Genomic DNA, 19,529 nt, shown 5'->3' on the forward strand with positions numbered 1-19,529 from the left:
TAGGTAGACCCACCGCGCGAAGGTGACGAGTACCGCGCAACGCAAGCGGTCATCGACTCACAGCGCGTCGACCGCCGCGAGGATCGTCGGCACCTCGGTGCGCGTCGTGTAGTCCACGTGCACGTCCGCGAACCGCACCGTCCGGTTCGCGTCGACGACGAGCACGGTCGGGAAGGGGATGTCGCCCGTCGCGTCGGCGTTGCTGTCGGCGACGTCGAACCCGAGCTGGGTGTGCGCCTCGCGAGCGGTCGCGGCCGGCTCCGTGACGATCCCGAGCTCGCGGATCAGCACGTTCGCCGGGTCGGACAGCACGGTGAACTCGAGGCCTCCGTTGGTCACCGCCTGCTCGGAGCCGGCCGGCGTCTGGGGGCTGATCGCGATCAGTGCGACGCCGTCCTCGCGCAGCTTCGGCAGCAGGTCGCGCTGGTAGGTCTGCAGCGCGATGTTGCAGTAGGGGCACCAGGCGCCGCGATAGAAGACGAGCACCCCGGCCTTCCCCCCGAGCGCGGCCGACAGGGTCGTCGTCGAACCGTCCGTCGACACGAGATCCGCGTCCCGCACCACGTCACCCACGGCGACTGCGCCGGAGGGCACGCCTCCGGAGTTCAACGCCAGCTGCTCCTGCGCGAACACGTCCGCGAGGACGGGGCCGATCTGCGCGTTGAACCCGGCGTTGAATTCGTCCACCTGCTCGGCGATGGTCTGGTTGCTCATGCTCGGCACGCTACAAAACGCAGCTCGACCGCACCGCTCAGCACGTAACGCAGGGACTTCTCGCGGATCAGGCTCGTTTCGCGGGAATGTCAGAGGGAGGCGATCGCGTCCGCGATCGACCGGTCGCCGGCGGTCAGCTCGAACTGCGTCCCGATCGTCGAGTCGTGCTCGAGCACGGCCGCGATCACGGCGGCCACGTCGCCGCGCGAGATCGAGCCGGAGGGGATGTCCTCGCCGACGCGGACCCGACCGATCGCGGGCTCGTCCGTCAGTGCGCCCGGGCGCACGATCGTCCAGTCGAGACCGGAGGCGCGCAGCGCGACGTCCGCGTCGCGCTTGGCGTCGACGTACGCGCGCCAGGCGGGCGCCGCATCGTCGGCGACCGGGGTGTCGACGCCGAACGCCGACACCTGCACGAAGCGCGTGATCCCGGCGAGCTTCGCGCCGGCCATCGATTTGAGCGACCCCTCCAGATCGACGGTCCGCTTGCGCTCGGCGTTCCCGTCCCCGCCTCCGCCGGCGCTGAACACGATCGCGTGGGCCTCGCCGAAGACCTCCGCGAAGTCCTCCGGTTCGCTGCTCTCGATGTCGAGCAGGTACGGCTCGGCGCCCGAGGCCTCGACGTCGGCGCCGTGCTCCGTGTTCCGGATGGTGCTGCGGACGGTGTGGCCACGGCCCGTCAACGCCTCCGCGAGGCGGAGTGCGACCTTGCCGTGGCCACCGACGATCACGACGGTGCTCATGACGACGCACGGTAGCGAGCGGGAATGCGCGGATCCCGAACCGGGTTCAGTGCAGCATGGCGACGAAGACCCTGACTATCGAGAACCACAACGAGACGGTGGCGGACGGCACGGTGCTGATCGACTTCTGGGCCTCGTGGTGCGGCCCCTGCCGGCAGTTCGCGCCCGTCTACGAGCAGTCGAGCGAGCAGCACAGCGACATCACGTACGCGAAGGTCGACACGGAGGACCAGCAGCAGCTCGCCGCGATGTACGGCATCACCTCTATCCCGACGCTCGTGGTGTACCGCGACGGCATCCCCGTGTTCGGCCAGCCGGGCGCCCTCCCCGGCCAGGCGCTCGAGTCCCTGATCGAGCAGATCCAGGCGCTCGACATGGACGACGTCCGCGAGCAGTGGGCCGAGCAGCAGGCGAAACAGGAGCCGGACGAGGCTCAGGCGCAGGCGTGACCCCGTCCTCCGTCTCGGCGGAAGCGCGGCGCGCGTCCAGGCTCGGCGGGGACACTGGTATCGATGACTGACACGACAACCACCCCCTCCACCATCACCATCGGCGACCTCACGGTCCACCGGCTCGGGTTCGGCAGCATGCAGCTGACCGGACCGGGTGTCTGGGGCCCGCCGAAGGACCACGACGAGGCGATCCGTGTCCTCAAGCGCTCGGTCGAACTCGGCGTCGACTTCATCGACACCGCAGACTCCTACGGCCCGTATGTCGCCGAGGACCTGATCGCCGAAGCACTCCACCCGTACCAGGACGGCGTCGTCATCGCGACGAAGGCCGGCCTGACCCGGACCGGCCCGAACGTCTGGCCGCCCGTCGGACGCCCCGAGTACCTCCGTCAAGAGGCCATTCAGAGCCTCCGCCGCCTGAAGCTGGATGCGATCGACCTGTTCCAGCTGCACCGCATCGACGAGAAGGTGCCGCTGGAGGACCAGGTCGGCGAGCTGAAGAAGCTGCAGGACGAGGGCAAGATCCGCCACATCGGCCTGTCCGAGGTGTCGGTCGACCAGCTGCTGGAGGCGCAGAAGATCGCGACGATCGTCTCGGTCCAGAACCTCTACAACCTCGCCAAGCGTGATGCCGAGCCGCTGCTCGACCACGCCACCGAGCACGGCATCGCGTTCATCCCGTGGTTCCCGCTCGCGACCGGTGGGCTCGCGAAGGAGGGCGGCAAGCTCGACCAGCTCGCGAAGCAGCACAACGCGTCACCGTCGCAGCTGGCGCTCGCGTGGCTGCTGCACCGCTCGCCGGTGATGGTGCCGATCCCCGGCACCTCCTCCGTCGCGCACCTCGAGGACAACCAGAAGGCCGCCGACATCCAGCTGAGCCCGGACGAGGTCCAAGAGCTCGAGGACGCCGTCTGAACCACGGTCGTTGACCAGAAAGGGCCGCTTCCCCGACGGGAAGCGGCCCTTTCTTTATCGACGGATCGGCGCTACTTCGTGTGGCCGGCGCTGGTCGCGCCGATCACGGTGAGGCTGGTCTCGAGGACCGCGCGCCAGACCTTCTTGCCGGACGTGATCGTCGCGGACGCGACGCCCTTGGCGTTCGTCTTGACGGTCTTCACCGTGACCCACGTGCTGCCGACCTTCTTCTGGAATTCGACCTCCGCCTTCTTCCAGTCGCCGGCCTTGCCCGCGGCGTCGTCCTTGTCGACCGAGACGGTCAGCGTGACCTTGCCGCCGTGGCGCTCGGCCGGCTTCCACGTGAGGTCCGAGTCGTACTTGACCGAGATCTGCTGCGTCAGGTCGAGCGCCGTCTGCTCGCCGCGCAGACCGATCGTGTACACCGCTCCCAGCGCGCCGAACGACTTCTTCTCCGCCTTCGAGAGCTTGTAGGTGAAGGAGACGGTGCCCTTCTTGGACGCCGTCTTCGGGTCGGTCAGCTCGCCGCCGGACTGACCGGTGCTGTAGAACGGCTGGTAGGTCGCGCCGGCGGTGAGGCCCGTGTACTCGACCTTGATGCCCTTCTTCGCGATCTCCTTCGGGGTGAACACGGTGTGGGCGAAGTGCTGCTTCGGCTTGCCCTGCTCGGCGGGCAGCGGCGCGACCGGCGCAGCCGTTGCCCCGCCGTTCTGGGTGGAGGTGTCGGATGCGTCGTCGTCACTGACGTCGCCCGAGTCGTCCATGCCGTCGTCGTCGGTGGCGTCGGTCGGATCGGTGGCGGTCGGATCCGTCGATGCCGGGTCCGTGGTTTGGCTCGTGCTGGTGTCGAGACCCGTGCCGGGGTCGACATCCGCGAAGGCGGGCACGGCGACGAACGAGAGGGCGACTGCGCAGGTACCGGCGATGACGGCCGTGCGGAGGGGGATGAGGTTCACGATGCTCCAACAGGATCGGTCGCCATGAGTTCGGCGTCGATCGGGAACGCTACGGACCGGCGGTTCCCGGTAGGACGCGCCTGGCCGCCCGCGCACGCTTCGGCAGGGGACCCAGAAGTGGGGGTGATCTGCAAGCGGTCCCGACGGGATACGGCCGTCTCCGGCACCATCGTCGATGCGCTCAAGGCCCCGCTACACTGTCGGAGGCTCGCAGGGACTCCACTCTCTGCGAGCCACCACGGGCTGTAGCGCAGCTTGGTAGCGCACCTGACTGGGGGTCAGGGGGTCGCAGGTTCAAATCCTGTCAGCCCGACCGTGGTGTCCCGGAAACTCAAGGGTTTCCGGGACTTCTTTGTAGGCAGATTTGACCAGGTCACCGAAAACCTACCGAAAACCCCTCCTCGCGCCTGTCCTCCGGCCGGCTCTGTCCGCCTCCAGCGCCCGTCCTCCGGGTGCTCTCCAGGACTGCGGCGCAGCCTGCGCACCTTGCGGTATGGACAACCAGAAGCAGAACCAGTGGGGCCTGGAGCCGCTGCTGGACGTGAGCGAGCTGGCCGAGTACTTCGGCGTACCGGTGTCGACGGTCTACGACTGGCGGACCAACGGCAAGGGCCCGGCCGCGTACCGGGTCGGCAAGCACCTGAAGTTCGCCGTCAGCGACGGGCGGGCCTGGGTCGAACAGCAACGCGACCCGTCGACCGGCAGGTAGCGCTCCGTGGCTAGGCCGCGCATCACCATCGGGACATTCGGCGACATCGCGCACACGAACCTTTATCCGGGTGGCATCCAGGCTCGCACGCGATACCGGGACTGGGACGGCGTCACCCGTCAGGTGCAGGCCACCGCCGCGACGCGGACGGCAGCGGAGCGGGCGCTGAAAGCGAAGCTGTCGGACAGGTGGCTCTTCCAACCCGAGTTCGCGACGTTGACTCCCGACAGCCGCTTCGGCGACCTGGTCACCTACTGGCTCGCCGACCTCGACCTGGAGGATCGGCTCTCGCGGTCGACCCGGCAGCTGTACGAACGCAACATGCGCACGCACGGTCATTGAGGACCGCTCGATGGACGCTTTGGTGTTCGGCACACGCGACGGCACTGCGGCGTCCACGAACAACGTCCGCTGGCAGCTACGCCACGTCCTCGACCTCGCAGGGATCGAGGGCGTTACCCCGCGCGCGTTCCGCCGCACCGTGGCGACCGCGATCAACGAGCAGGCTGGCGTCGACCTTGCTGCCGAGCTGCTCGACGAGGCCTTCGGGCCGAACCGGCTGCTCAGACGCGACAGTGACGATCTGGCGAAATGACGTGCGCAATTGCGGCCGCTTTGGCCGGCCAGGGAGCGCATACCGCTGTCAGCATCGTGTCGATCGGGGATCTCCGGTGGTGCCAGGTCGGCACCACCGAGGCTTCGCCGGAATCTACGGTGCCGCCGAGTCGGCGAGACCGTAGATCCCGGCTGCAGGTCGCTTCGGGTCAACGCCGATCAATCCAGTACGGCACCAATCCTGGCTGGATATCGACATCTTCCATGCGGCTGCCTGCTCAGGCCCTTTACCTATAGAGCAGTGGGCTCCCCATCGTGAATTCGACAAATTCACGATCATAAGGCTGGATTCGTGCGTGATTCACGCGGTTGACGCCCGGCCATGACCAGGACCAGGACCGGGACCGGGACCGGGACGATCACCTCGTGGCCGGGCACGACGATGGGGGGTGCATCGAGGGACTGCGCCGCGAGTCCCATCGCCGCAGGCAGCTTGTTCGTGCCTTCCTTCGCGCCCTGGTGGACTGTTCGCCACTCCGTGCCGACGGTCGGTGCCCAAACCACAGTAGGGACCCCAGTGCGTCCGGGCGTGCATCTGGTGAATAACAGCACTTTTAGGTGTCGACGTCGCGAATTCCTCGAAGAGGTTGGCCTGCGCAGGGCGTCGCGAGTTGCCAAAGCAACTCAGTACGTGGGTTGCTCAAACGCTGGTTACCTGCAAATATCATGAGCAGGGTCAACGAGGCCCTCCAGCGCCTGACCAGAAGAGGTTGAGACTTGTGACGCGGAATTACTTGTGGCGAAATCTTGCGGCAACGGCAGTAATTTTGACTTCGATTAGTCTATGTTCACTCGTGCCTGCCGCGCAGGCTAATCCCACTTCTGGGGGCGATGGATCCCTATCGCTGGGAACGGTAGCCAAGTACACCACCCGCACGATCCAGGGTAGCGGACAGAAGCAGGCCTTAACCGACGAGGATCGCAAGGAGATTCGCACTCTCGTACGCGATACAGGTCTGACGGAAGAGTTCCTTGTTCGGCAGCGAGGGGGAGCTGAGGCGTTCGAGACATTCGCGGCCGACATGGAATCGCAATACCCCGATACCTTTAACAGCGCCGGATACGGTAAAGCCGATCCGGGTACCGTCTGGGCTCGGTTCACGCAGCAGCCGCCGTCGAGGGTTTTCGATGCAGCCAAAGCGTTGCCCTATGAGGTTGTGATTGAGTGGGGAGCGCGCTTGAACCAAAAGGAGTCGGCGGTTTTAACGGCTCGCACCGCGGAACTCGCTCGAAAGGCGGGCGCCAAGAATCTCATCGCTGCAGCGGATCCCGAGACTGGTCAGATAGAAATTGCGGCCTATTACGCCGAAGGCGCGTCGGCGAACGAGGCGCTTGCGAGTGAAATCTCATCCACCCTGAACGTGGAGTCGTCTCCAGGATTCAGCTTGCGGTCGGTTGCCGCATCTGCTGTGCAGGTGGAATTCCAGGTAGGCGGAGGGCGGCCGATGTCGAGCGTCGTCTCGTCCGATCCCGGCACGTGCACTTCAGGCTTTGGCGTTCTGAAGGGCTCTGTCTACGGGGTCGTGACCGCGGCGCACTGCCCGAACTACCTCGACTACAACGGCGAAGCGAACAAGGTGAGTTTTGCGGGCGAGGCGCAGACAACCCGTAGCGGCGGCAATATCGATCTGCAGTGGCACAAGGCGATCAGTCCTGAAACCGCCGGTTCCTACTTTCGGTCGGATTCCAACGCCGACACAAATGTTTCCTACGGGGCTAACGCACTCGTAAATGGCCCCGTCTGTCACTACGGGGTGGGAAGTGGATACAAACGGTGCGGGACGGTCTATCAGCGCGATATTTGCGTTCAGGACTCTCAGCATTACTACTGTGGCGAATCGCGAACGTCTCAGTATGTTTGCTCGCCCAGTGACAGCGGAGGACCCTGGTTTACCGACGCGATAGCGCGCGGCGTGCACAGCGCTGGAGTGTCGGGCGGGGAGTACGTAGGATGTTACTACACGCCCTACACGCAGTTCTCTGAAAGTCTTGGGCTGACTCTCATCAACTCAAGCGGAGGCTGATTAAGCGGGGTCCATTTGCCCTGAGGTCTGTCCGAGATAGAGACGTGGCTGAAGTCATTGCGTTCGCGTGAGTTCTGCCATCCGAGCGGGAGCGTTATTCGCGGGCGGGTGTCTGAGCGTCTGCTGATGGTCGCGCGTGGCTGCGTGGTGGCCGACCCCACCGATGCCGGATGGATGTGTGAAGAACGCATCTGACGAGCGGTGGGGTCGGTGGACATCGAGCGTATGACTGGCCTGCCCATTGACCAGCTACTCGGTATCACGGCGTGTGTGGCGCCGCTGCTGGACCACGACGAGGTCGCGGCGTGGACGTCGTTGGATCTCTTAGAGTCGGTGGTCGTCACGGCGCTCTATCTGCGACAGAACGGGACCGAGACTTCATCGCCGCGATCTTCGATGTCTCGCAGGCCACCGTCTCCCGCCGCAGGACGGCCCTGGAAGCGCTCATCGCTGCCGCGCTGGCGGACCTGAAACCGGTACCGGCGGAGGTGACCGGTGGTGACACGGGTGTTGGTCGACGGGACCCTGATCCCGACCAGTGATTGATCTGATCAGCATGATCTGTTCTCCGGCAAGCACGACCGGACCGGGATGAATGTCCAGATCGCCTGCACCACCGGCGGCATGCTGCTCGCGCTCGGGAAGCCGGTGCACGGATCCCGCCACGACACCTACGCCTGGAGAGAGTCCGGTCTGCCTGAGCTGCTCGCGGGGACGCCGATCATCGCGGACCTCGGCTCCGTCGGCGTCGAGGGCATAACGACGGGGACCAGACGCCCGCCCGGTGGAACCCTCACCGAGCGGTAGAAGTCCGCGAATCAGTCACTCGCCGGGATCCGATCTGTCGTGGAGCAGACGATCGCGCGCCTGAAGAACTGGAAGGTCCTCAAGCACTACCAAGGACCCCTCGACCGCTTCGAGCGAGCGCTCAACTGCGTCGAAGCGCTCTACAACCTCGAACGCTCACACCGACGACACCCCGCACCGTGAATAACGCTCCCGGGACCGACGGGCCCGTGACGCGACGACGGTGCAAGGCCGGACACTGGAGTCATGGGACAGGTCGTGCTGCTTGGTGCCGGTTTCTCGAAAGCGATCAGCAACGCGATGCCGACACTCGCCGAACTCGGCTCGAGGGTGCTCACGGAGCTCGGACCCGAACACTCACATGACCTCGACCCGTTCGACGGCGACCTTGAGGCGTACCTGAGCTACATCGGCGCGGATCAACCGTGGCTCAGCGACGAGAACAACTTGCGCAATCGTGCTCTGTTCAGCGAGACCGTGATCGCCGTTCGCGACGTGATCGTGCACGCAGAAGCTCAGACGAGTCGAGATGGAGTGCCGGAGTGGCTCGCACGGCTGGCTTGGCAGTGGAGCCGCGACCGGACCTCCATCCTCACCTTCAACTACGACACGTTGCTCGAGGAGCCGCTTCGGATGGCGTCGAGGGCGGGCACTCTCGCGGACCTCTACATGGTGCCGATCGTCGAGCGTCAAGCACCCGGGTGGGGCTCGATGTTCAGCACGAGTGGGCCACAGAAATCGCCCGCTGAGCTCTTCAAAATGCACGGTTCAGTCAACTGGTTGCACGGCGGCGAGGCCGCGCCCGTCACCGACCCGCTGATCCTCCGCTACCCCGACAATGACGGCGAGGCGCTTCCCCGGAGCAGCCGTATCTACGGCGGGCTCCGTCCATTCATCGTCCCGCCGACCAGCGTGAAGAACCGGTACTACGACCGGGTCGGGCTTCGCGCGCAGTGGCAGACGGCGGCCGACCGTCTCCAGGCAGCTGATCGGCTGACGGTCATCGGCTACTCGCTTCCAGCGACTGACGTCGGCAGCACGAGCTTCCTTCAAACCAACCTCGATGCCGAAGCGATAGTCGAAGTCGTCGACCCCTGCGCCGATGTTGCGAGCCGCTTCCGAGAGGTCGTCCAGCGCGACGTGCACCACCGCGCAAGCATCACGGACTGGCTTCCGACGGCGGTTGCGGACTTCGTCGAATGGTGGGTCACAGACGAGAACTCGGATCAGGCGAGAGCACACGTCCGCGTCAACGGAGTCGAACGCGTCGACAAGGCACCCATCGTCCGTGACCGTGCAGAGCTCGAGGAGTGGCGCAGAGCCGCGATGCCGGACCTTCTCGACGTCGAGCTGAACGGCTACGTGGACGGGAGCGTGGTCAGCCATGGCTGGCTCTGTCCCGTCGGTGACCGACCTGCAGCTGCCTGACCAGGGAGTTCGATGCTGCGGCGTCCGCGCGACTCGGGCCCGCGACTCACCGACGCGTCGGACTGGCGAGCCGCGCCTCGGTCGCCATCACGGCCGCGACCAGGACCGGGGCCCGTTCCGCGTTGCACAGAGCGTTCGGACTGTCCGGCCCGTGCCGGGCGAGCATCTCGCGCAGGCGCGCCTCCACAGTGACCGTCTCACCTCCCGGCCCCGTGGTCTGGTCGGCCCAGCTGAGCGCGTCCGCGAGTGGACCAGTCCAGGTCCTCGGGTCAGCGAACTGCCGCATGAGCGGCCCCAGCCCGCGTTGAGTCCTGCACCGCGACGTCGACGCGGTCGCCCCGGACATGCTCCGTGACAGCGTGTCCGCGACTGCTCTGGCCCACGCCATCCCGATGTGACCCGAACTCTGCCGGACCGCATTGCCAAGATCCTCGACGAAATCGCAAGATGCGGAGGAATGGAATACACGGGCCCGCGCCGTTGAACCCGAGAGCGATGATCCGGTCGTATCAACTCGAACCATCGTCGCTTCAGCAGCTAGCGCGGTAAGCACCAGGAGGGTGGTCGAAGACGCATCGCCCACTCCGCGCGGGGTTGCCGCGCCCACCACGAGCCCGGCTGTGCTGTCCGCGTCCTCTGTGAATTCGCCGGCTGACCACGTACGATCTCCCCATGGTGAAGAGGTTGGACGCTGCACAGAAGGCTGGTCGGATCGTGCAGCCTACCGTCGCTGCAGCTGATGTCCAGAACACCGTTCGCGCCGCGTCCGGTCGTGTGGTTGTGCGCTCGGCCATCACCGGGCGATACGCAACGAAGCACCCTTCGACCTCGGTCACTTCGAAGTCCTCTCCCGGCGCTGGGTCATGAAAGGCGCCCAAATAGTTGGCTGACCGAGGGCGTCCGCCCCTCGTCCGTAACGTGTTCTCGTTCGAGGACCCGTCGTTGCCAGTGCCCAACGAAGTCGCTCTGGACACCTCGTTCGTCATCAACGTGCTGATCGCCGCTGAGCCGCTTCACGTCGTCTCGCAGGCGTATATGACGCGGCTTGCTGCGGAGAAGACGACTGTCTACTACAACAGACTGCTCGAGCTCGAATTCGCGGAGGTCGCCTTCAAACTCGCGGTCGTTGAGAAGCATGGCAGGCGCGACTGGAAGAGGAAACGCGGTGATGGTCGGGTCAGAAGGCGTGCGGGACGACTCTCCGATGAGCTTCGTGCGGCATGGACCCAACTGCTGACTGCGGTACCGCACCTCATGATCGAGCTGGACGAGGTTGCAGACAGCGTGCCGGCCATCATGACGAAGTACGGCCTCGAGTCGTACGACGCCGCTCATGCCGCGACCGCCACCTACGTTGGCGCGGGGGGCCTCGTGACCACAGACTCAGGCTTCGGTCGCGTTCCGGCGAACGTACTGCCCCTGTACGTCGATGCCAGTCGCGTTCGAACGTGTCGCCGCCATCGCGGCGGCAAGTAACGGCCGCTGCAGAGCTTCACGCTGCCGCGTCATGCCTTCCGAGTTCGAGGCGATCGACGACACGAGCTCATCGTCGAGTTCGTCAACCCAGCTGTGGCAGTCCTCGAGGATCTCATCCCGGTGTTCGACGAGGAGCGCCGATCGCTTCGATGAGGGCTCAGCGGTGAGCAGCAACTCCAGCAGCGAGGTTCTCGGTACCCAGGCGATCGGAATCCCGTCGATGTCCACGATGTCGATGAGTTACGAAAGAAACTCCTCGAACTCGTCGAGCCGCGGCTTCAGGATCGCGGGCAAGAGCTTCGTCACCGACAACCCCTCCTTGTGCCGGTACTCCGGCCGGGCTCGATCCGGTTCGAGCGTCCGGCGTGTCAACTCCCAAGGTTGGTGAGCGAGCGATTGGACGGGTGCATCGATCCGATGATGTTGACCGGACCTTGCCGCTCCGATTGCCGCGAGTGTGTGACCGGTGTGACCGAAATCGAGTCGGGACCGACCCACGATCGTGGTCGAGGTCATCGGCCGCGACCTCGCACCGCTGGCCCGCCCTCGCGGCACACCTTCCCCCGCCTGGTCCGGACCGCTCACAGTGACGTGGTCCCGATCAGAAAACGAGTTGGCCGATCGTGGTGTAGCTGAAGAAGAAGGAGACGGCGACGAGGGCGGTCAGGCCGACCGTGAGCAGACGGGCGCGGGGGGTGCGGGGGCCTCGGAGCAGTGTGGCGACGAGCAGCGCGAGCCCGGCGATGGTGACGAGGGTCCAGTAGATCCAGCCGGTCGTTGCGGAGATCTGGATCAGACCGTACGCCCCTTCTCCCAGAGCGATTCCGGACAGCACGCCGCAGCCGATCGCAGCGCGGGCGCCTGCATGCCGGAGCCAGGAGGCGGCGACGCCGACGAAGGGACCGACGATCACGCCGATGACGAGGAACAGGGTTTCGCTCGTGGGGAAACCCCGCAGCGTCGACGTGAATTGGTAGCCGAGGACGAGGGCGACGAAACTCGCGGCGCCGAAGACCGCCGATGGTCGTGTCCTGGCGTGGCTCGCTGCTACCGCGCCCGCGGTCAGCAGCGTCCATCCCGACGCGGAGTTCGCGAAGGGGCGCAGTGCGTCCGGGAGGAAGGTCTGCGCGAACGAGGTCGCCGCGCCGAGCACCAGGCTCAACCCCGCGACCACCAGCAGCTGGCGCAGCACCCGATTCGGCGGGGTGGTCTCGGTTTGGATCGACGTCGGACGCACGTCTTGCTTCGAAGCAGCCATGGTCAGACTCCACCACGAACACGTCCGCGTCGGATCGTGCGGAAGGACCGGCCACCTCCTTCGAGCGGATGAATACGTCGGAGCGAGCCGCCGGCCGCGCCTCCGAATCCGCCTGTGCTCCGCTGCTACCCGCTCAGCTCCGGTGATCCGGTCCTGGACGGCGCGCCGACGTGCCAGGAGTGGAGGTGCTTCCAGGTCAGCGATGTCCACCAGTGGCCGGTCCAGTCGTCGGCGCGGAACTCGAAGGCGGAGTACCAGCGTGCGAGGAAGGAGCCGGGAGGGGTGAGGGGAAGTCCTCGGAGGAAGTCGCCGACTTCGTCGGAGAGGTGGCTGTCGACCTTGAGGTCGTGCGAGGCGAGTCCGATGTGCGCGCTGAAGGCGTAGTCCTCGACCTGCACGGTGTAGGAGTCGTCCACCTTCTTGGAAAGGGGCAGGACGGCTTGGATGACATCGTGGGCGATGGTGCCGAGCTGTCGGTTCTCCGCTCCGCTGCTCGCGTCGCGGTTGATGTCGTACTCGTAGCAGTCGCCGACGCGGACGATGCCGGAGTTGAAGACTTCGACCGCTGGCGCAGCACGCAGGACGGGGTCGACCGCTGCGATGACCTCGTCAGCGGTGGCGTCGGTGGCGAGGTTGCCGATGAGTGTCGCGTGGGGTGGGAAGGCGCCGGCGGAGATCAGGCCGTACTGCGCGCGCAGGGCAGCGGTGATCTGGGTCACGGTCCAGCAGGTCGCGGGGTCGGGGCGCAGGTAGATGCCGTAGCGGAGGTCGCTCATCGATGTGGTCCTTGTTCTGCGTGCGTCGGGCGCGGCTACTTGCCGGCCTGTTCCTGGTAGTCGCTGAGCGCCTTCTTGGCAGAGGCTGCTGCGGCGTCGAGAGCGGCATCAGCGGTCTTGGTACCGGCGAACGCAGCCTGCAGCTGGCTCACGTTGCCGGCCCGGATGGCGGCCATGGCGCCGCTCAGGCAGCCTGCAGTGTTGCTGGCGATGGGGGAGCCGTCGATCTGCTCGATGAAGGTACGGAAGCTCGGGTTCTGGTCGAGGAAGGTCGCCTGGGTGGCGGATGAGTCGACCTCCTGGTTGACGGGCACGTACCCGGTGGCGTGGCTCCACTGCTCCTGCGATGCGGCCGAGGTCAGGAAGGTCTCGAGCTTCCAGCCGGCGACCTTGGCGGCGTCGGTGGCGGAGTCGCTCAACCACATCGCCGCACCACCGATGGTCGTGTTGCCCCGGAACTTCGCGTCGGAGGCCGGGAACGGGAGGGCCTCGTACTGGAAGGTCGCACCGCCGGCCTTGAGCGCGCCGAGCGCGCCGGAGCCGTAGGGCATGAAGGCGACCTTGCCGGCCGAGAAGGCGGCGATGGCGGCCGCGCCGTCGACGCCGCCGTCGACGGCGACCTTGTCCCGGTAGAGGTCGACGATCTTGCTGATCGCAGTCTTGGCTCCGCCGGTGTTGATGGTGATCGCGGTCGGGGCCTTGCCGGTACGGCCGTTGCCCGGTGAACAGAAGTCCTGGCCGGCCGTCGCGGTCCAGTTCTCGATGGTCCAGTCGTCGTCCTGGATGGTGAAACCGAACTTGCCGGTCTTCTGCTTCACCTGGCGGGCTGCGGCGACGACTGCGTCCACGGTGCTGAGATCCGCTGAGTCGCTGACGCCGGCATCCTGCAGCAGGTCGCGGTTGACCCAGAGCACCGGGGTGGAGGACGCCATCGGCACCGCGTACTGCACGCCGCCGAGCGTGTAGTAGTTCCGCGGTGCGCGGCGAATGTCGGTCAGTTGCAGGTCGCCGGGGTTGGCCTTCGCCATCTCGGCGGCGGGCACGCTCTGCTCGAGGTCCGCGAGGATGCCGCTGGAGACGTCGTTGAGCACGAGGATCGTGGGCGCGGACGTGTTCCGCAGCGCCGCCGTGTACTTCGCGAGCAGGTCCGGGTAGAGGCCCTGGAAGGTCGCGGTGACGTGCACCTTCCCCGTGTTCTCGCTGTTGAACTGGTCGACCAGCTTCTGGAACGCGGCCCCGTTCGGGCCGCCGAACGCGTGCCAGATGGACACGTCCACCTCGCCCTTGGCGCTGGTCAGGGCGGAGGGTCCAGGAGCTGATGCTCCGCCCGGAGCGCTGCTCGAGCCGGACGGTGAGCAGGCGGCCAGTGCGCCGACGACGGTGGCGGTGGCCGCCAGTGCGATGAGCTTCCGCGTGATGGTCATGGTCTTCCTTCGATCGTGTGCGGGGTAGGAGGGGAGTGGAAGGGGGTTAGCGCAGGACGCCGCGCGCGAGCCCGTTGATGAGGAAGCGCTGCGCGAAGATGACGAGCAGGGCGGTGGGGACGACCACGAGGACGGAGCCGGCGAAGATCAACGCCGGGTTGCCGGCGTCGGAGGCAGCCAGGGAGGCGATGCCGACCTGGATCGTCCGGGAGGTCGACGTGTCCGTGATCAGCAGGGGCCAGAAGAACCCGTTCCACGCCGCCAGCGCGCTCCAGATCACCGCCGTCGTGACCTGTGGCCGGCAGGCCGGCATGACGACGGCGAAGAGGGCGCGGAGATCACCGGCGCCGTCGAGGCGTGCGGCCTCCCAGAGCTCCGGGGCGACGGCGGCGAACGCCTGTCGCAGCAGGAAGATCGGATAGCCGGCCGCGAGGTACGGCAGCACGATGCCGAGCACGGTGTTCCGCAGCCCGAGCGAACTGACGAGCTCGTAGTTCGGGATGACGATGCTCTCGGCAGGGATCGCGAGGGTCAGCAGGACGAGCACGAACGCGAGTCGGCGGCCCCGCCATCTCGGGAACACGAGGGCGTACGCGGCGAGGGCGCCGGTGAGCAGGTTGCCGAGTGTCTGCAGCGTCACCACCGCGACACTGACCGCGTACTGCGACAGCAACGGTGTCGAGGCGACCGCGTCGCCGAAGTTGGCGAGGGTGAAGCTCGACAGCGGCGGGAAGATGCTGCCCCGGGCGATGGAGCCGTTGACGGTGAAGGCGCTGACGACGGCGACGTAGATCGGCAGGAACATGACCGCGGCCAGGACCAGGACGACGGCGAAGCGGGCGACCGTGCCGGCCGAGCGCGACGCGGCGCCCCCACGTGCCGGTGAACTCCGGCGGGTCATTCTTCCGGCCTTCCGCCGAGCACCCGGAACTGCACGAACGTGATGAGCGCGATGACGACGATCAGGGCGATCGCGGTGACGGAGGCACGTCCGAAGTCCGGGACGCCGTTGCCGAATGCGAGCTGGTACACCCGGTACACCAGGGTCGTGGTCCCCCCGGCCGGTCCGCCGCGGGTGAGCACCTGCACCTGCGCGAACGCCTGCAGGCCGCTGATCGTCTGGGTGACGACCAGGAACAGGATGCTCGGCTTCATCAGCGGCAGCAGCACTCGGCCGGCCAAGGTGAACGAGCCGGCGCCGTCGAGCTGACCTGCCTCCACGATCTCCGGCGGGATGTCGCGCATCGCTGCGGTGAGGACGAGGAAGGCGAAGCCGAACTCGTACCAGGCGGTCGCGATCGCGACCGCCCAGATCGCCGCGCCCTGCGTCGCGAGCCACGCGGGACCGGTGACCCCGAAGCCGGACAGCAGGATGTTCAGCGCCCCGACCGACGGCGCGAAGAGTCCGGCGAACACCACCGACGCGGATGCGGCCGAGTACGCGAACGGCAGCGAGAAGACCACGGTGAACAGCCGCTGCCCGATGAGCGGTCGACGCAGCAGGACCACGACGACGACCGCCGAGGTCGTCGCCAGTGCGGTGCCGAGCAGCGCGATCAGGATCGAGATCCCGACCGTGGTCGAGAAGCTCGGATCGGTCAGCGACGAGATGTAGTTGCCGAGTCCGACGAAACGGGTCGGGTTGCCGATCAAGTCGCTGGCGTACGCGCTGAGCTGGACGGTTCGCACCACCGGCCACAGCAGGAAGACCGCCAGCAGGACCCCTGCCGGAGCGATGAACCACGCACCTGCTGGTGCGCGCGGCCGAAGTCGCCGCGTCGTCGTATTCGTGCTCATGTCGCCTTCTCGTTTCCCACCGGGAACGTTCCCGGTCGGATGCTAGTGAGGCGGCGGAGCGAGGTACAAGCGGTTCTCGCCGTCGGAGCCGGTCTTCACCAGACGTTCAATCAGCGGTTCCGTGCGAGAGCGGTCGCCTCCTAGCCGGAGGGGCGCTCGACGGCCGTGCCGAGTGTTCGGCCGGATACGACTTCGCCGCGGAGCGTGACGTTCTGGTCCGCGGTCGTCGGATCGGCGACCTTGGCTGCCAGGAGCTCGATCGCGGTCGCACCGATCGCACGGACCGGGACGCGGAAGGTCGTGAGGCCGAGGAACGAGGACGCCAGGGGACCGATTCCGTCGTAGCCGAGGATCGACAGGTCGTCGGGGGCCGACCGCCCGAGCAGGCGGAGGACGTCGAGCGCCTCGACCGCCACCGCGTCGGTCGGGCACAACAGCGCGGTCGCTGCAGAGCGCCGCAGTTCCCGGCCGAGCGCCTCGCCCGCATCGGCGTCGCTCGAGACGTCCCAGACCTCGGCTTCCGCGCCGGCCCGACGGATCATGTCGATCATCGCGACGCCGCGAGCGTGCTGGCTCTGCGAGTAGGCCGCGCCGACGAGCAGAACCGCGAGGCGGCGGTGTCCGTGCTCGAGCGCGAGCTGTGCGAGGGACGTCCCGCCGTCGACGTCGTCGGAGGAGACGCTCGTGATTCCGGGGCTGACGTCCCGGCGCCCGGCGACGACGATCGGGACGCGGTCAATCAGCGGCACGATCTCATCGGACGGAAGGCGAGCGGACGCGACGACGAGGCCGTCGACCTGCATCGAGACCAGGTGTCGGAGCGCGCGGATCGCGTGTGCGGTGTCGAGGTCATCGGCGCTGGTCATGGTGACGATGCGATACCCCGACCGTTCGGCGGCCTCCTGCATACCCGCCAGCAGCTCGCCGTAGAACGGTCGAGTGAGGTCACGAAGGACGACACCGAGGGTGTTCGTCCGGGAACGCAGACCACTCGCCATCGCATTCGCCACGTACCCCAGGCGATCTGCAGCCTCGCGAACCCGCTGCCGGGTGGCCTCGCTCACGTCTCCTTGGTTGAGCAGGGCGCGGGAGACCACCGACTTCGAGACCCCGGCCTCGGTCGCGATGTCGATGATCGTGGGCGCTTTCGCGCGCGGCAGCACCACGTCTCCTCCTCGATGACCCGGACCTTCTCCGCAAGCATGCCCGAGGTCCGCGTTCGTGTGTCCTCCCGGACGGCCATCGCGGCTCTACTGACGGCGGGCGGTGGCGAGCTCAGTCGACCGGTTCCTCCAGCTCCGTGTCACGCGCCGACTCGGCGAACCCCGGACGCCGCCGCGTAATTCGACGCCCGGAATGGCACCGGCCGGAAGCGGCTGCCGACATCGAGCAGGGGAGCTCAGGCGGCGGCGGGGGAGACCTTCAGCGGCAGGAGACGGGCGTACACGCCGATCGCGATGACGATCGTCGTGACGTGCATGAGGGAGAGCGCCAGGATCGGCGCGATGCCGGTCGAACTCGCGGTGGCGACGGCGAGGAGCACGTCCGGCACGAACGAGACGAGGAGCACCAGCGGTGCGAGCCAGGCCATGACGCGGCGCGGGTCGTCCGCCCGCCGGTTCACGATCGTCCACCCGATCGCGCCGGCGATCGATGCCAGCACCGAGAACGCGATGTCGATCGCTGGGTTCAGCGGCATGACGGCGGTGACTCCGACGGCGACCGCGGCGACCGCGACGGCGCCGTTCACGGCACCCGTGAGCACGGCCGCCAAGACCGCAGCGGTCGCGATCCTGCCCCTGCCCGCTCTGGCTGTGGTCCCGGTGGTGGTTGTGGTGGTTGCGGTGGTCATGGTCGTCGTCCTCTTCGTGTGTGCGGGAGCTGCGCGGTCGGTGCTCACCTTCGTCCGCGGCCCGGCCGCTGTCGTCCGCCCGGGGGAGTAGACCCTTGTACTGCGGGAGGCGGGCGAGACCGCCTCCGGACCACCAGGACGCCGGGCGCATGTCCGTCGGCGGGCGCGGGTGGTTTCGGCTCGCGAGTCGGACGTCGGCGGACGGAGCGCCTCGCCCGCTCCCTCGAGCCCGGAGTTCGGGCGATGATACGGTGACGCGCAGGCGATGCCGAAGGCCCGTGGACGACTGCTCGTTTCCATTTCGACGCCCGGCGATGCGCCACCGGTACTGCACACCGACCGACGTCTGAACAAGGGGCTGGATGAACCAGGTCGATGCGGCGCCGACCTTTGCGGATGTGCTCGCAGCGGAGCGCCGTATTCGCGGTGTGGCTCACCGGACACCGGTCGTGCGTTCGAGGATCATCGACGATCTCGCGGGCGCCAGCGTGTTCTTCAAATGCGAGAACCTGCAACGCGCAGGCGTCTTCAAATTCCGCGGTGCATACAACGCGGTTGCGCAGCTCGACGACGCGCAGCGCCGGGCCGGCGTCGTGACGTACTCCTCCGGAAACCATGCCCAGGCACTCTCGCTGGCAGCCGGCCTGCTCGACATTCCGGCGACCATCGTGATGCCGTTGGATGCGCCTGCAGTGAAAGCCGCAGCGACGGCCTCCTATGGAGGCCAGATCGTGCGCTACGACCGGTACACGGAGGACTACGAGGAGATCGCGAACCGGCTGGTACAAGAGCGGGGGCTGACCTTGATCCCGCCGGTGGATCATCCGGCCATCGTCGCGGGACAGGCGACGGCTGCGCTCGAGCTGTTCGAGTCGGTACCCGACATCGACGAGCTCTTCGTTCCGGTCGGTGGCGGCGGACTCTTCAGCGGATCGGTGATCTCGGCGCAGGCCGTCGCACCGCGGTGCGCGCTGAGCGGTGTGGAGCCCGAAGCCGGCAACGACGCGCAACGGTCCCTGATGGTGGGCGAGCGGATCGTCATCGATACGCCGCAGACGATCGCAGACGGCGCGCAGACCCGGTTCCTCGATCCGCTCGCCTTCTCCATACTGATGCGATCGAAGCCGACGATGCGGACGGTCACCGACGAGCAACTCGTCGAATGCATGCGGCTGTTCGCGACCTACCTGAAGATGATCGTCGAGCCGACAGGCTGTCTCGGGCTCGCCGCCGTACTCGCTGCCCGTGATGAGATCCGAGGGAAGCGGATCGGCGTCATCGTCAGCGGCGGCAACGTTGACCTCAACCGATACGCGGAACTCGTGGCCGATTCATGACGCCTGTCCGAGCGGCGAGCGACTAGTGCGATTCGTATCCGAGGCGCAGAGTACGGAACTCATCTCGCACGAGCTCGCCTACTCGGCGGTGCGGAGCGCGCTGATCATGGCCGCCACCTCGACGGCGACGACCTTCCCGCCGGTGATCGCGCACGGAGCGGACGTGCGGGACGTCTTCACGGTCAAAGCCGCGTCCGGCGACCTGTTCAGCGGCGTGAAGATCGGCAGCTACTGGCCAGGAAACAC

At 66.9% G+C, this 19,529-nt stretch carries 24 protein-coding genes, 1 tRNA gene and 1 pseudogene (1 of these 26 running past the window's edge); 15 read left to right on the plus strand and 11 right to left on the minus strand.

The annotated features are described in order from the left end of the window. On the plus strand, positions 1–3 hold the end of the coding sequence (locus ACFE67_RS06190) for a DMT family transporter (RefSeq protein ID WP_375405999.1). The gene continues 1,005 nt to the left of window position 1, outside the view; only the last 3 of its 1,008 coding nucleotides appear in the window; the start codon falls outside the window, past its left edge; its stop codon occupies positions 1–3. A gap of 54 nt (positions 4–57) precedes the next feature. On the opposite strand, the gene ACFE67_RS06195 is transcribed toward ACFE67_RS06190, so the two are convergent. Both ACFE67_RS06195 and ACFE67_RS06200 read right to left on the minus strand, forming a co-directional pair. After that, entirely contained in the window at positions 58–714 is a 657-nt protein-coding gene (locus ACFE67_RS06195) for a peroxiredoxin-like family protein (RefSeq protein WP_375406000.1), read from the minus strand. 89 nt (positions 715–803) lie between these two features. After that, positions 804–1,457, minus strand: coding sequence for an SDR family oxidoreductase (locus ACFE67_RS06200; RefSeq protein WP_375406001.1), 654 nt, complete (start codon positions 1,455–1,457; stop codon positions 804–806). Positions 1,458–1,513: 56 nt separating this feature from the next. Between ACFE67_RS06200 and trxA the strand changes: the two genes are divergently transcribed. Further along, positions 1,514–1,906, plus strand: a complete 393-nt coding sequence (gene trxA, locus ACFE67_RS06205; RefSeq protein WP_375406002.1) for a thioredoxin — start codon at positions 1,514–1,516, stop codon at positions 1,904–1,906. A 63-nt stretch (positions 1,907–1,969) separates the two neighbouring features. Next, positions 1,970–2,824, plus strand: a complete 855-nt coding sequence (locus ACFE67_RS06210) for an aldo/keto reductase (RefSeq protein WP_375406003.1) — start codon at positions 1,970–1,972, stop codon at positions 2,822–2,824. 71 nt (positions 2,825–2,895) lie between these two features. On the opposite strand, the gene ACFE67_RS06215 is transcribed toward ACFE67_RS06210, so the two are convergent. Further along, the gene (locus tag ACFE67_RS06215; RefSeq protein WP_375406004.1) at positions 2,896–3,780 is read right to left on the minus strand and encodes a hypothetical protein; all 885 of its coding nucleotides are present in this window, start codon (positions 3,778–3,780) and stop codon (positions 2,896–2,898) included. 239 nt (positions 3,781–4,019) lie between these two features. Here ACFE67_RS06215 and ACFE67_RS06220 point away from each other — a divergent pair. From ACFE67_RS06220 to ACFE67_RS06260, 9 genes are all read left to right on the plus strand, one after another. After that, positions 4,020–4,093, plus strand: a tRNA-Pro gene (locus ACFE67_RS06220). 180 nt (positions 4,094–4,273) lie between these two features. Beyond that, positions 4,274–4,489 (plus strand): helix-turn-helix domain-containing protein, encoded by a 216-nt coding sequence (locus ACFE67_RS06225; protein WP_375406005.1) that lies wholly within the window; start codon positions 4,274–4,276, stop codon positions 4,487–4,489. 6 nt (positions 4,490–4,495) lie between these two features. Next, positions 4,496–4,831, plus strand: coding sequence for a hypothetical protein (locus ACFE67_RS06230; RefSeq protein WP_375406006.1), 336 nt, complete (start codon positions 4,496–4,498; stop codon positions 4,829–4,831). Between the two features lie 10 nt (positions 4,832–4,841). Continuing rightward, a complete protein-coding gene (locus tag ACFE67_RS06235; RefSeq protein ID WP_375406007.1) occupies positions 4,842–5,084 on the plus strand; it encodes a hypothetical protein in 243 nt (80 codons plus the stop codon). An 814-nt stretch (positions 5,085–5,898) separates the two neighbouring features. Continuing rightward, positions 5,899–7,128: a S1 family peptidase gene (locus ACFE67_RS06240; RefSeq protein WP_375406008.1), complete on the plus strand. Its 1,230-nt coding sequence runs from the start codon at positions 5,899–5,901 to the stop codon at positions 7,126–7,128. 305 nt (positions 7,129–7,433) lie between these two features. Continuing rightward, positions 7,434–7,670: a hypothetical protein gene (locus tag ACFE67_RS06245; protein ID WP_375406009.1), complete on the plus strand. Its 237-nt coding sequence runs from the start codon at positions 7,434–7,436 to the stop codon at positions 7,668–7,670. A gap of 19 nt (positions 7,671–7,689) precedes the next feature. Then, positions 7,690–7,935 (plus strand): transposase family protein, encoded by a 246-nt coding sequence (locus ACFE67_RS06250; protein ID WP_375406022.1) that lies wholly within the window; start codon positions 7,690–7,692, stop codon positions 7,933–7,935. Positions 7,936–7,974: 39 nt separating this feature from the next. Beyond that, complete coding sequence (locus ACFE67_RS06255) at positions 7,975–8,118, plus strand: hypothetical protein (RefSeq protein ID WP_375406010.1); 144 nt, start codon at positions 7,975–7,977, stop codon at positions 8,116–8,118. A gap of 63 nt (positions 8,119–8,181) precedes the next feature. Beyond that, positions 8,182–9,363, plus strand: a complete 1,182-nt coding sequence (locus ACFE67_RS06260) for a hypothetical protein (RefSeq protein WP_375406011.1) — start codon at positions 8,182–8,184, stop codon at positions 9,361–9,363. A 46-nt stretch (positions 9,364–9,409) separates the two neighbouring features. On the opposite strand, the gene ACFE67_RS06265 is transcribed toward ACFE67_RS06260, so the two are convergent. Beyond that, positions 9,410–9,649, minus strand: a complete 240-nt coding sequence (locus ACFE67_RS06265; RefSeq protein WP_375406012.1) for a hypothetical protein — start codon at positions 9,647–9,649, stop codon at positions 9,410–9,412. Between the two features lie 632 nt (positions 9,650–10,281). On the opposite strand from ACFE67_RS06265, the gene ACFE67_RS06270 reads away from it, so the two are divergent. Further along, positions 10,282–10,839, plus strand: coding sequence for a type II toxin-antitoxin system VapC family toxin (locus ACFE67_RS06270; RefSeq protein WP_375406013.1), 558 nt, complete (start codon positions 10,282–10,284; stop codon positions 10,837–10,839). A 601-nt stretch (positions 10,840–11,440) separates the two neighbouring features. Here ACFE67_RS06270 and ACFE67_RS06275 read toward each other — a convergent pair. The 7 genes from ACFE67_RS06275 to ACFE67_RS06305 all read right to left on the minus strand — a co-directional run bounded on the left by ACFE67_RS06275 (position 11,441) and on the right by ACFE67_RS06305 (position 17,946). Further along, positions 11,441–12,097, minus strand: coding sequence for a DUF6518 family protein (locus ACFE67_RS06275; RefSeq protein ID WP_375406014.1), 657 nt, complete (start codon positions 12,095–12,097; stop codon positions 11,441–11,443). Between the two features lie 125 nt (positions 12,098–12,222). Continuing rightward, positions 12,223–12,873, minus strand: a complete 651-nt coding sequence (locus ACFE67_RS06280) for a heme utilization protein (RefSeq protein ID WP_375406015.1) — start codon at positions 12,871–12,873, stop codon at positions 12,223–12,225. 35 nt (positions 12,874–12,908) lie between these two features. Then, positions 12,909–14,297 carry an extracellular solute-binding protein gene (locus ACFE67_RS06285; protein WP_375406016.1) on the minus strand — a complete coding sequence of 463 codons (1,389 nt, stop codon included), beginning with the start codon at positions 14,295–14,297 and terminating at the stop codon, positions 12,909–12,911. Positions 14,298–14,343: 46 nt separating this feature from the next. Then, on the minus strand, positions 14,344–15,198 hold the full coding sequence (locus ACFE67_RS06290; protein ID WP_375406017.1) for a carbohydrate ABC transporter permease: 855 nt from the start codon (positions 15,196–15,198) through the stop codon (positions 14,344–14,346). Then, a complete protein-coding gene (locus ACFE67_RS06295) occupies positions 15,195–16,094 on the minus strand; it encodes a carbohydrate ABC transporter permease (protein ID WP_375406018.1) in 900 nt (299 codons plus the stop codon). The genes ACFE67_RS06290 and ACFE67_RS06295 overlap by 4 nt, the downstream gene beginning before the upstream one ends. A 140-nt stretch (positions 16,095–16,234) precedes the next feature. Next, complete coding sequence (locus ACFE67_RS06300) at positions 16,235–17,260, minus strand: LacI family DNA-binding transcriptional regulator (RefSeq protein ID WP_375406019.1); 1,026 nt, start codon at positions 17,258–17,260, stop codon at positions 16,235–16,237. Between the two features lie 233 nt (positions 17,261–17,493). After that, entirely contained in the window at positions 17,494–17,946 is a 453-nt protein-coding gene (locus ACFE67_RS06305; RefSeq protein WP_375406020.1) for a DUF6069 family protein, read from the minus strand. A 362-nt stretch (positions 17,947–18,308) separates the two neighbouring features. On the opposite strand from ACFE67_RS06305, the gene ACFE67_RS06310 reads away from it, so the two are divergent. Beyond that, a complete protein-coding gene (locus ACFE67_RS06310) occupies positions 18,309–19,283 on the plus strand; it encodes a threo-3-hydroxy-L-aspartate ammonia-lyase (RefSeq protein ID WP_375406021.1) in 975 nt (324 codons plus the stop codon). Positions 19,284–19,308: 25 nt separating this feature from the next. Further along, a pseudogene (locus ACFE67_RS06315) lies at positions 19,309–19,529 on the plus strand (hypothetical protein); the annotation flags it as partial.

Origin of the sequence: uncultured Amnibacterium sp. (assembly GCF_964244015.1) — a bacterium.
Classification (GTDB): domain Bacteria; phylum Actinomycetota; class Actinomycetes; order Actinomycetales; family Microbacteriaceae; genus Amnibacterium.

Coding starts and splice junctions, on each gene's coding strand:
- ACFE67_RS06305 (WP_375406020.1), bottom strand. CDS start 17,946: ATGACCACCGCAACCACCACAACCACCACCGGGACCACAGCCAGAGCG.
- ACFE67_RS06275 (WP_375406014.1), bottom strand. CDS start 12,097: ATGGCTGCTTCGAAGCAAGACGTGCGTCCGACGTCGATCCAAACCGAG.
- trxA (WP_375406002.1), top strand. CDS start 1,514: ATGGCGACGAAGACCCTGACTATCGAGAACCACAACGAGACGGTGGCG.
- ACFE67_RS06285 (WP_375406016.1), bottom strand. CDS start 14,297: ATGACCATCACGCGGAAGCTCATCGCACTGGCGGCCACCGCCACCGTC.
- ACFE67_RS06290 (WP_375406017.1), bottom strand. CDS start 15,198: ATGACCCGCCGGAGTTCACCGGCACGTGGGGGCGCCGCGTCGCGCTCG.
- ACFE67_RS06225 (WP_375406005.1), top strand. CDS start 4,274: ATGGACAACCAGAAGCAGAACCAGTGGGGCCTGGAGCCGCTGCTGGAC.
- ACFE67_RS06260 (WP_375406011.1), top strand. CDS start 8,182: ATGGGACAGGTCGTGCTGCTTGGTGCCGGTTTCTCGAAAGCGATCAGC.
- ACFE67_RS06210 (WP_375406003.1), top strand. CDS start 1,970: ATGACTGACACGACAACCACCCCCTCCACCATCACCATCGGCGACCTC.
- ACFE67_RS06280 (WP_375406015.1), bottom strand. CDS start 12,873: ATGAGCGACCTCCGCTACGGCATCTACCTGCGCCCCGACCCCGCGACC.
- ACFE67_RS06295 (WP_375406018.1), bottom strand. CDS start 16,094: ATGAGCACGAATACGACGACGCGGCGACTTCGGCCGCGCGCACCAGCA.
- ACFE67_RS06265 (WP_375406012.1), bottom strand. CDS start 9,649: ATGCGGCAGTTCGCTGACCCGAGGACCTGGACTGGTCCACTCGCGGAC.
- ACFE67_RS06200 (WP_375406001.1), bottom strand. CDS start 1,457: ATGAGCACCGTCGTGATCGTCGGTGGCCACGGCAAGGTCGCACTCCGC.
- ACFE67_RS06310 (WP_375406021.1), top strand. CDS start 18,309: ATGAACCAGGTCGATGCGGCGCCGACCTTTGCGGATGTGCTCGCAGCG.
- ACFE67_RS06195 (WP_375406000.1), bottom strand. CDS start 714: ATGAGCAACCAGACCATCGCCGAGCAGGTGGACGAATTCAACGCCGGG.
- ACFE67_RS06235 (WP_375406007.1), top strand. CDS start 4,842: ATGGACGCTTTGGTGTTCGGCACACGCGACGGCACTGCGGCGTCCACG.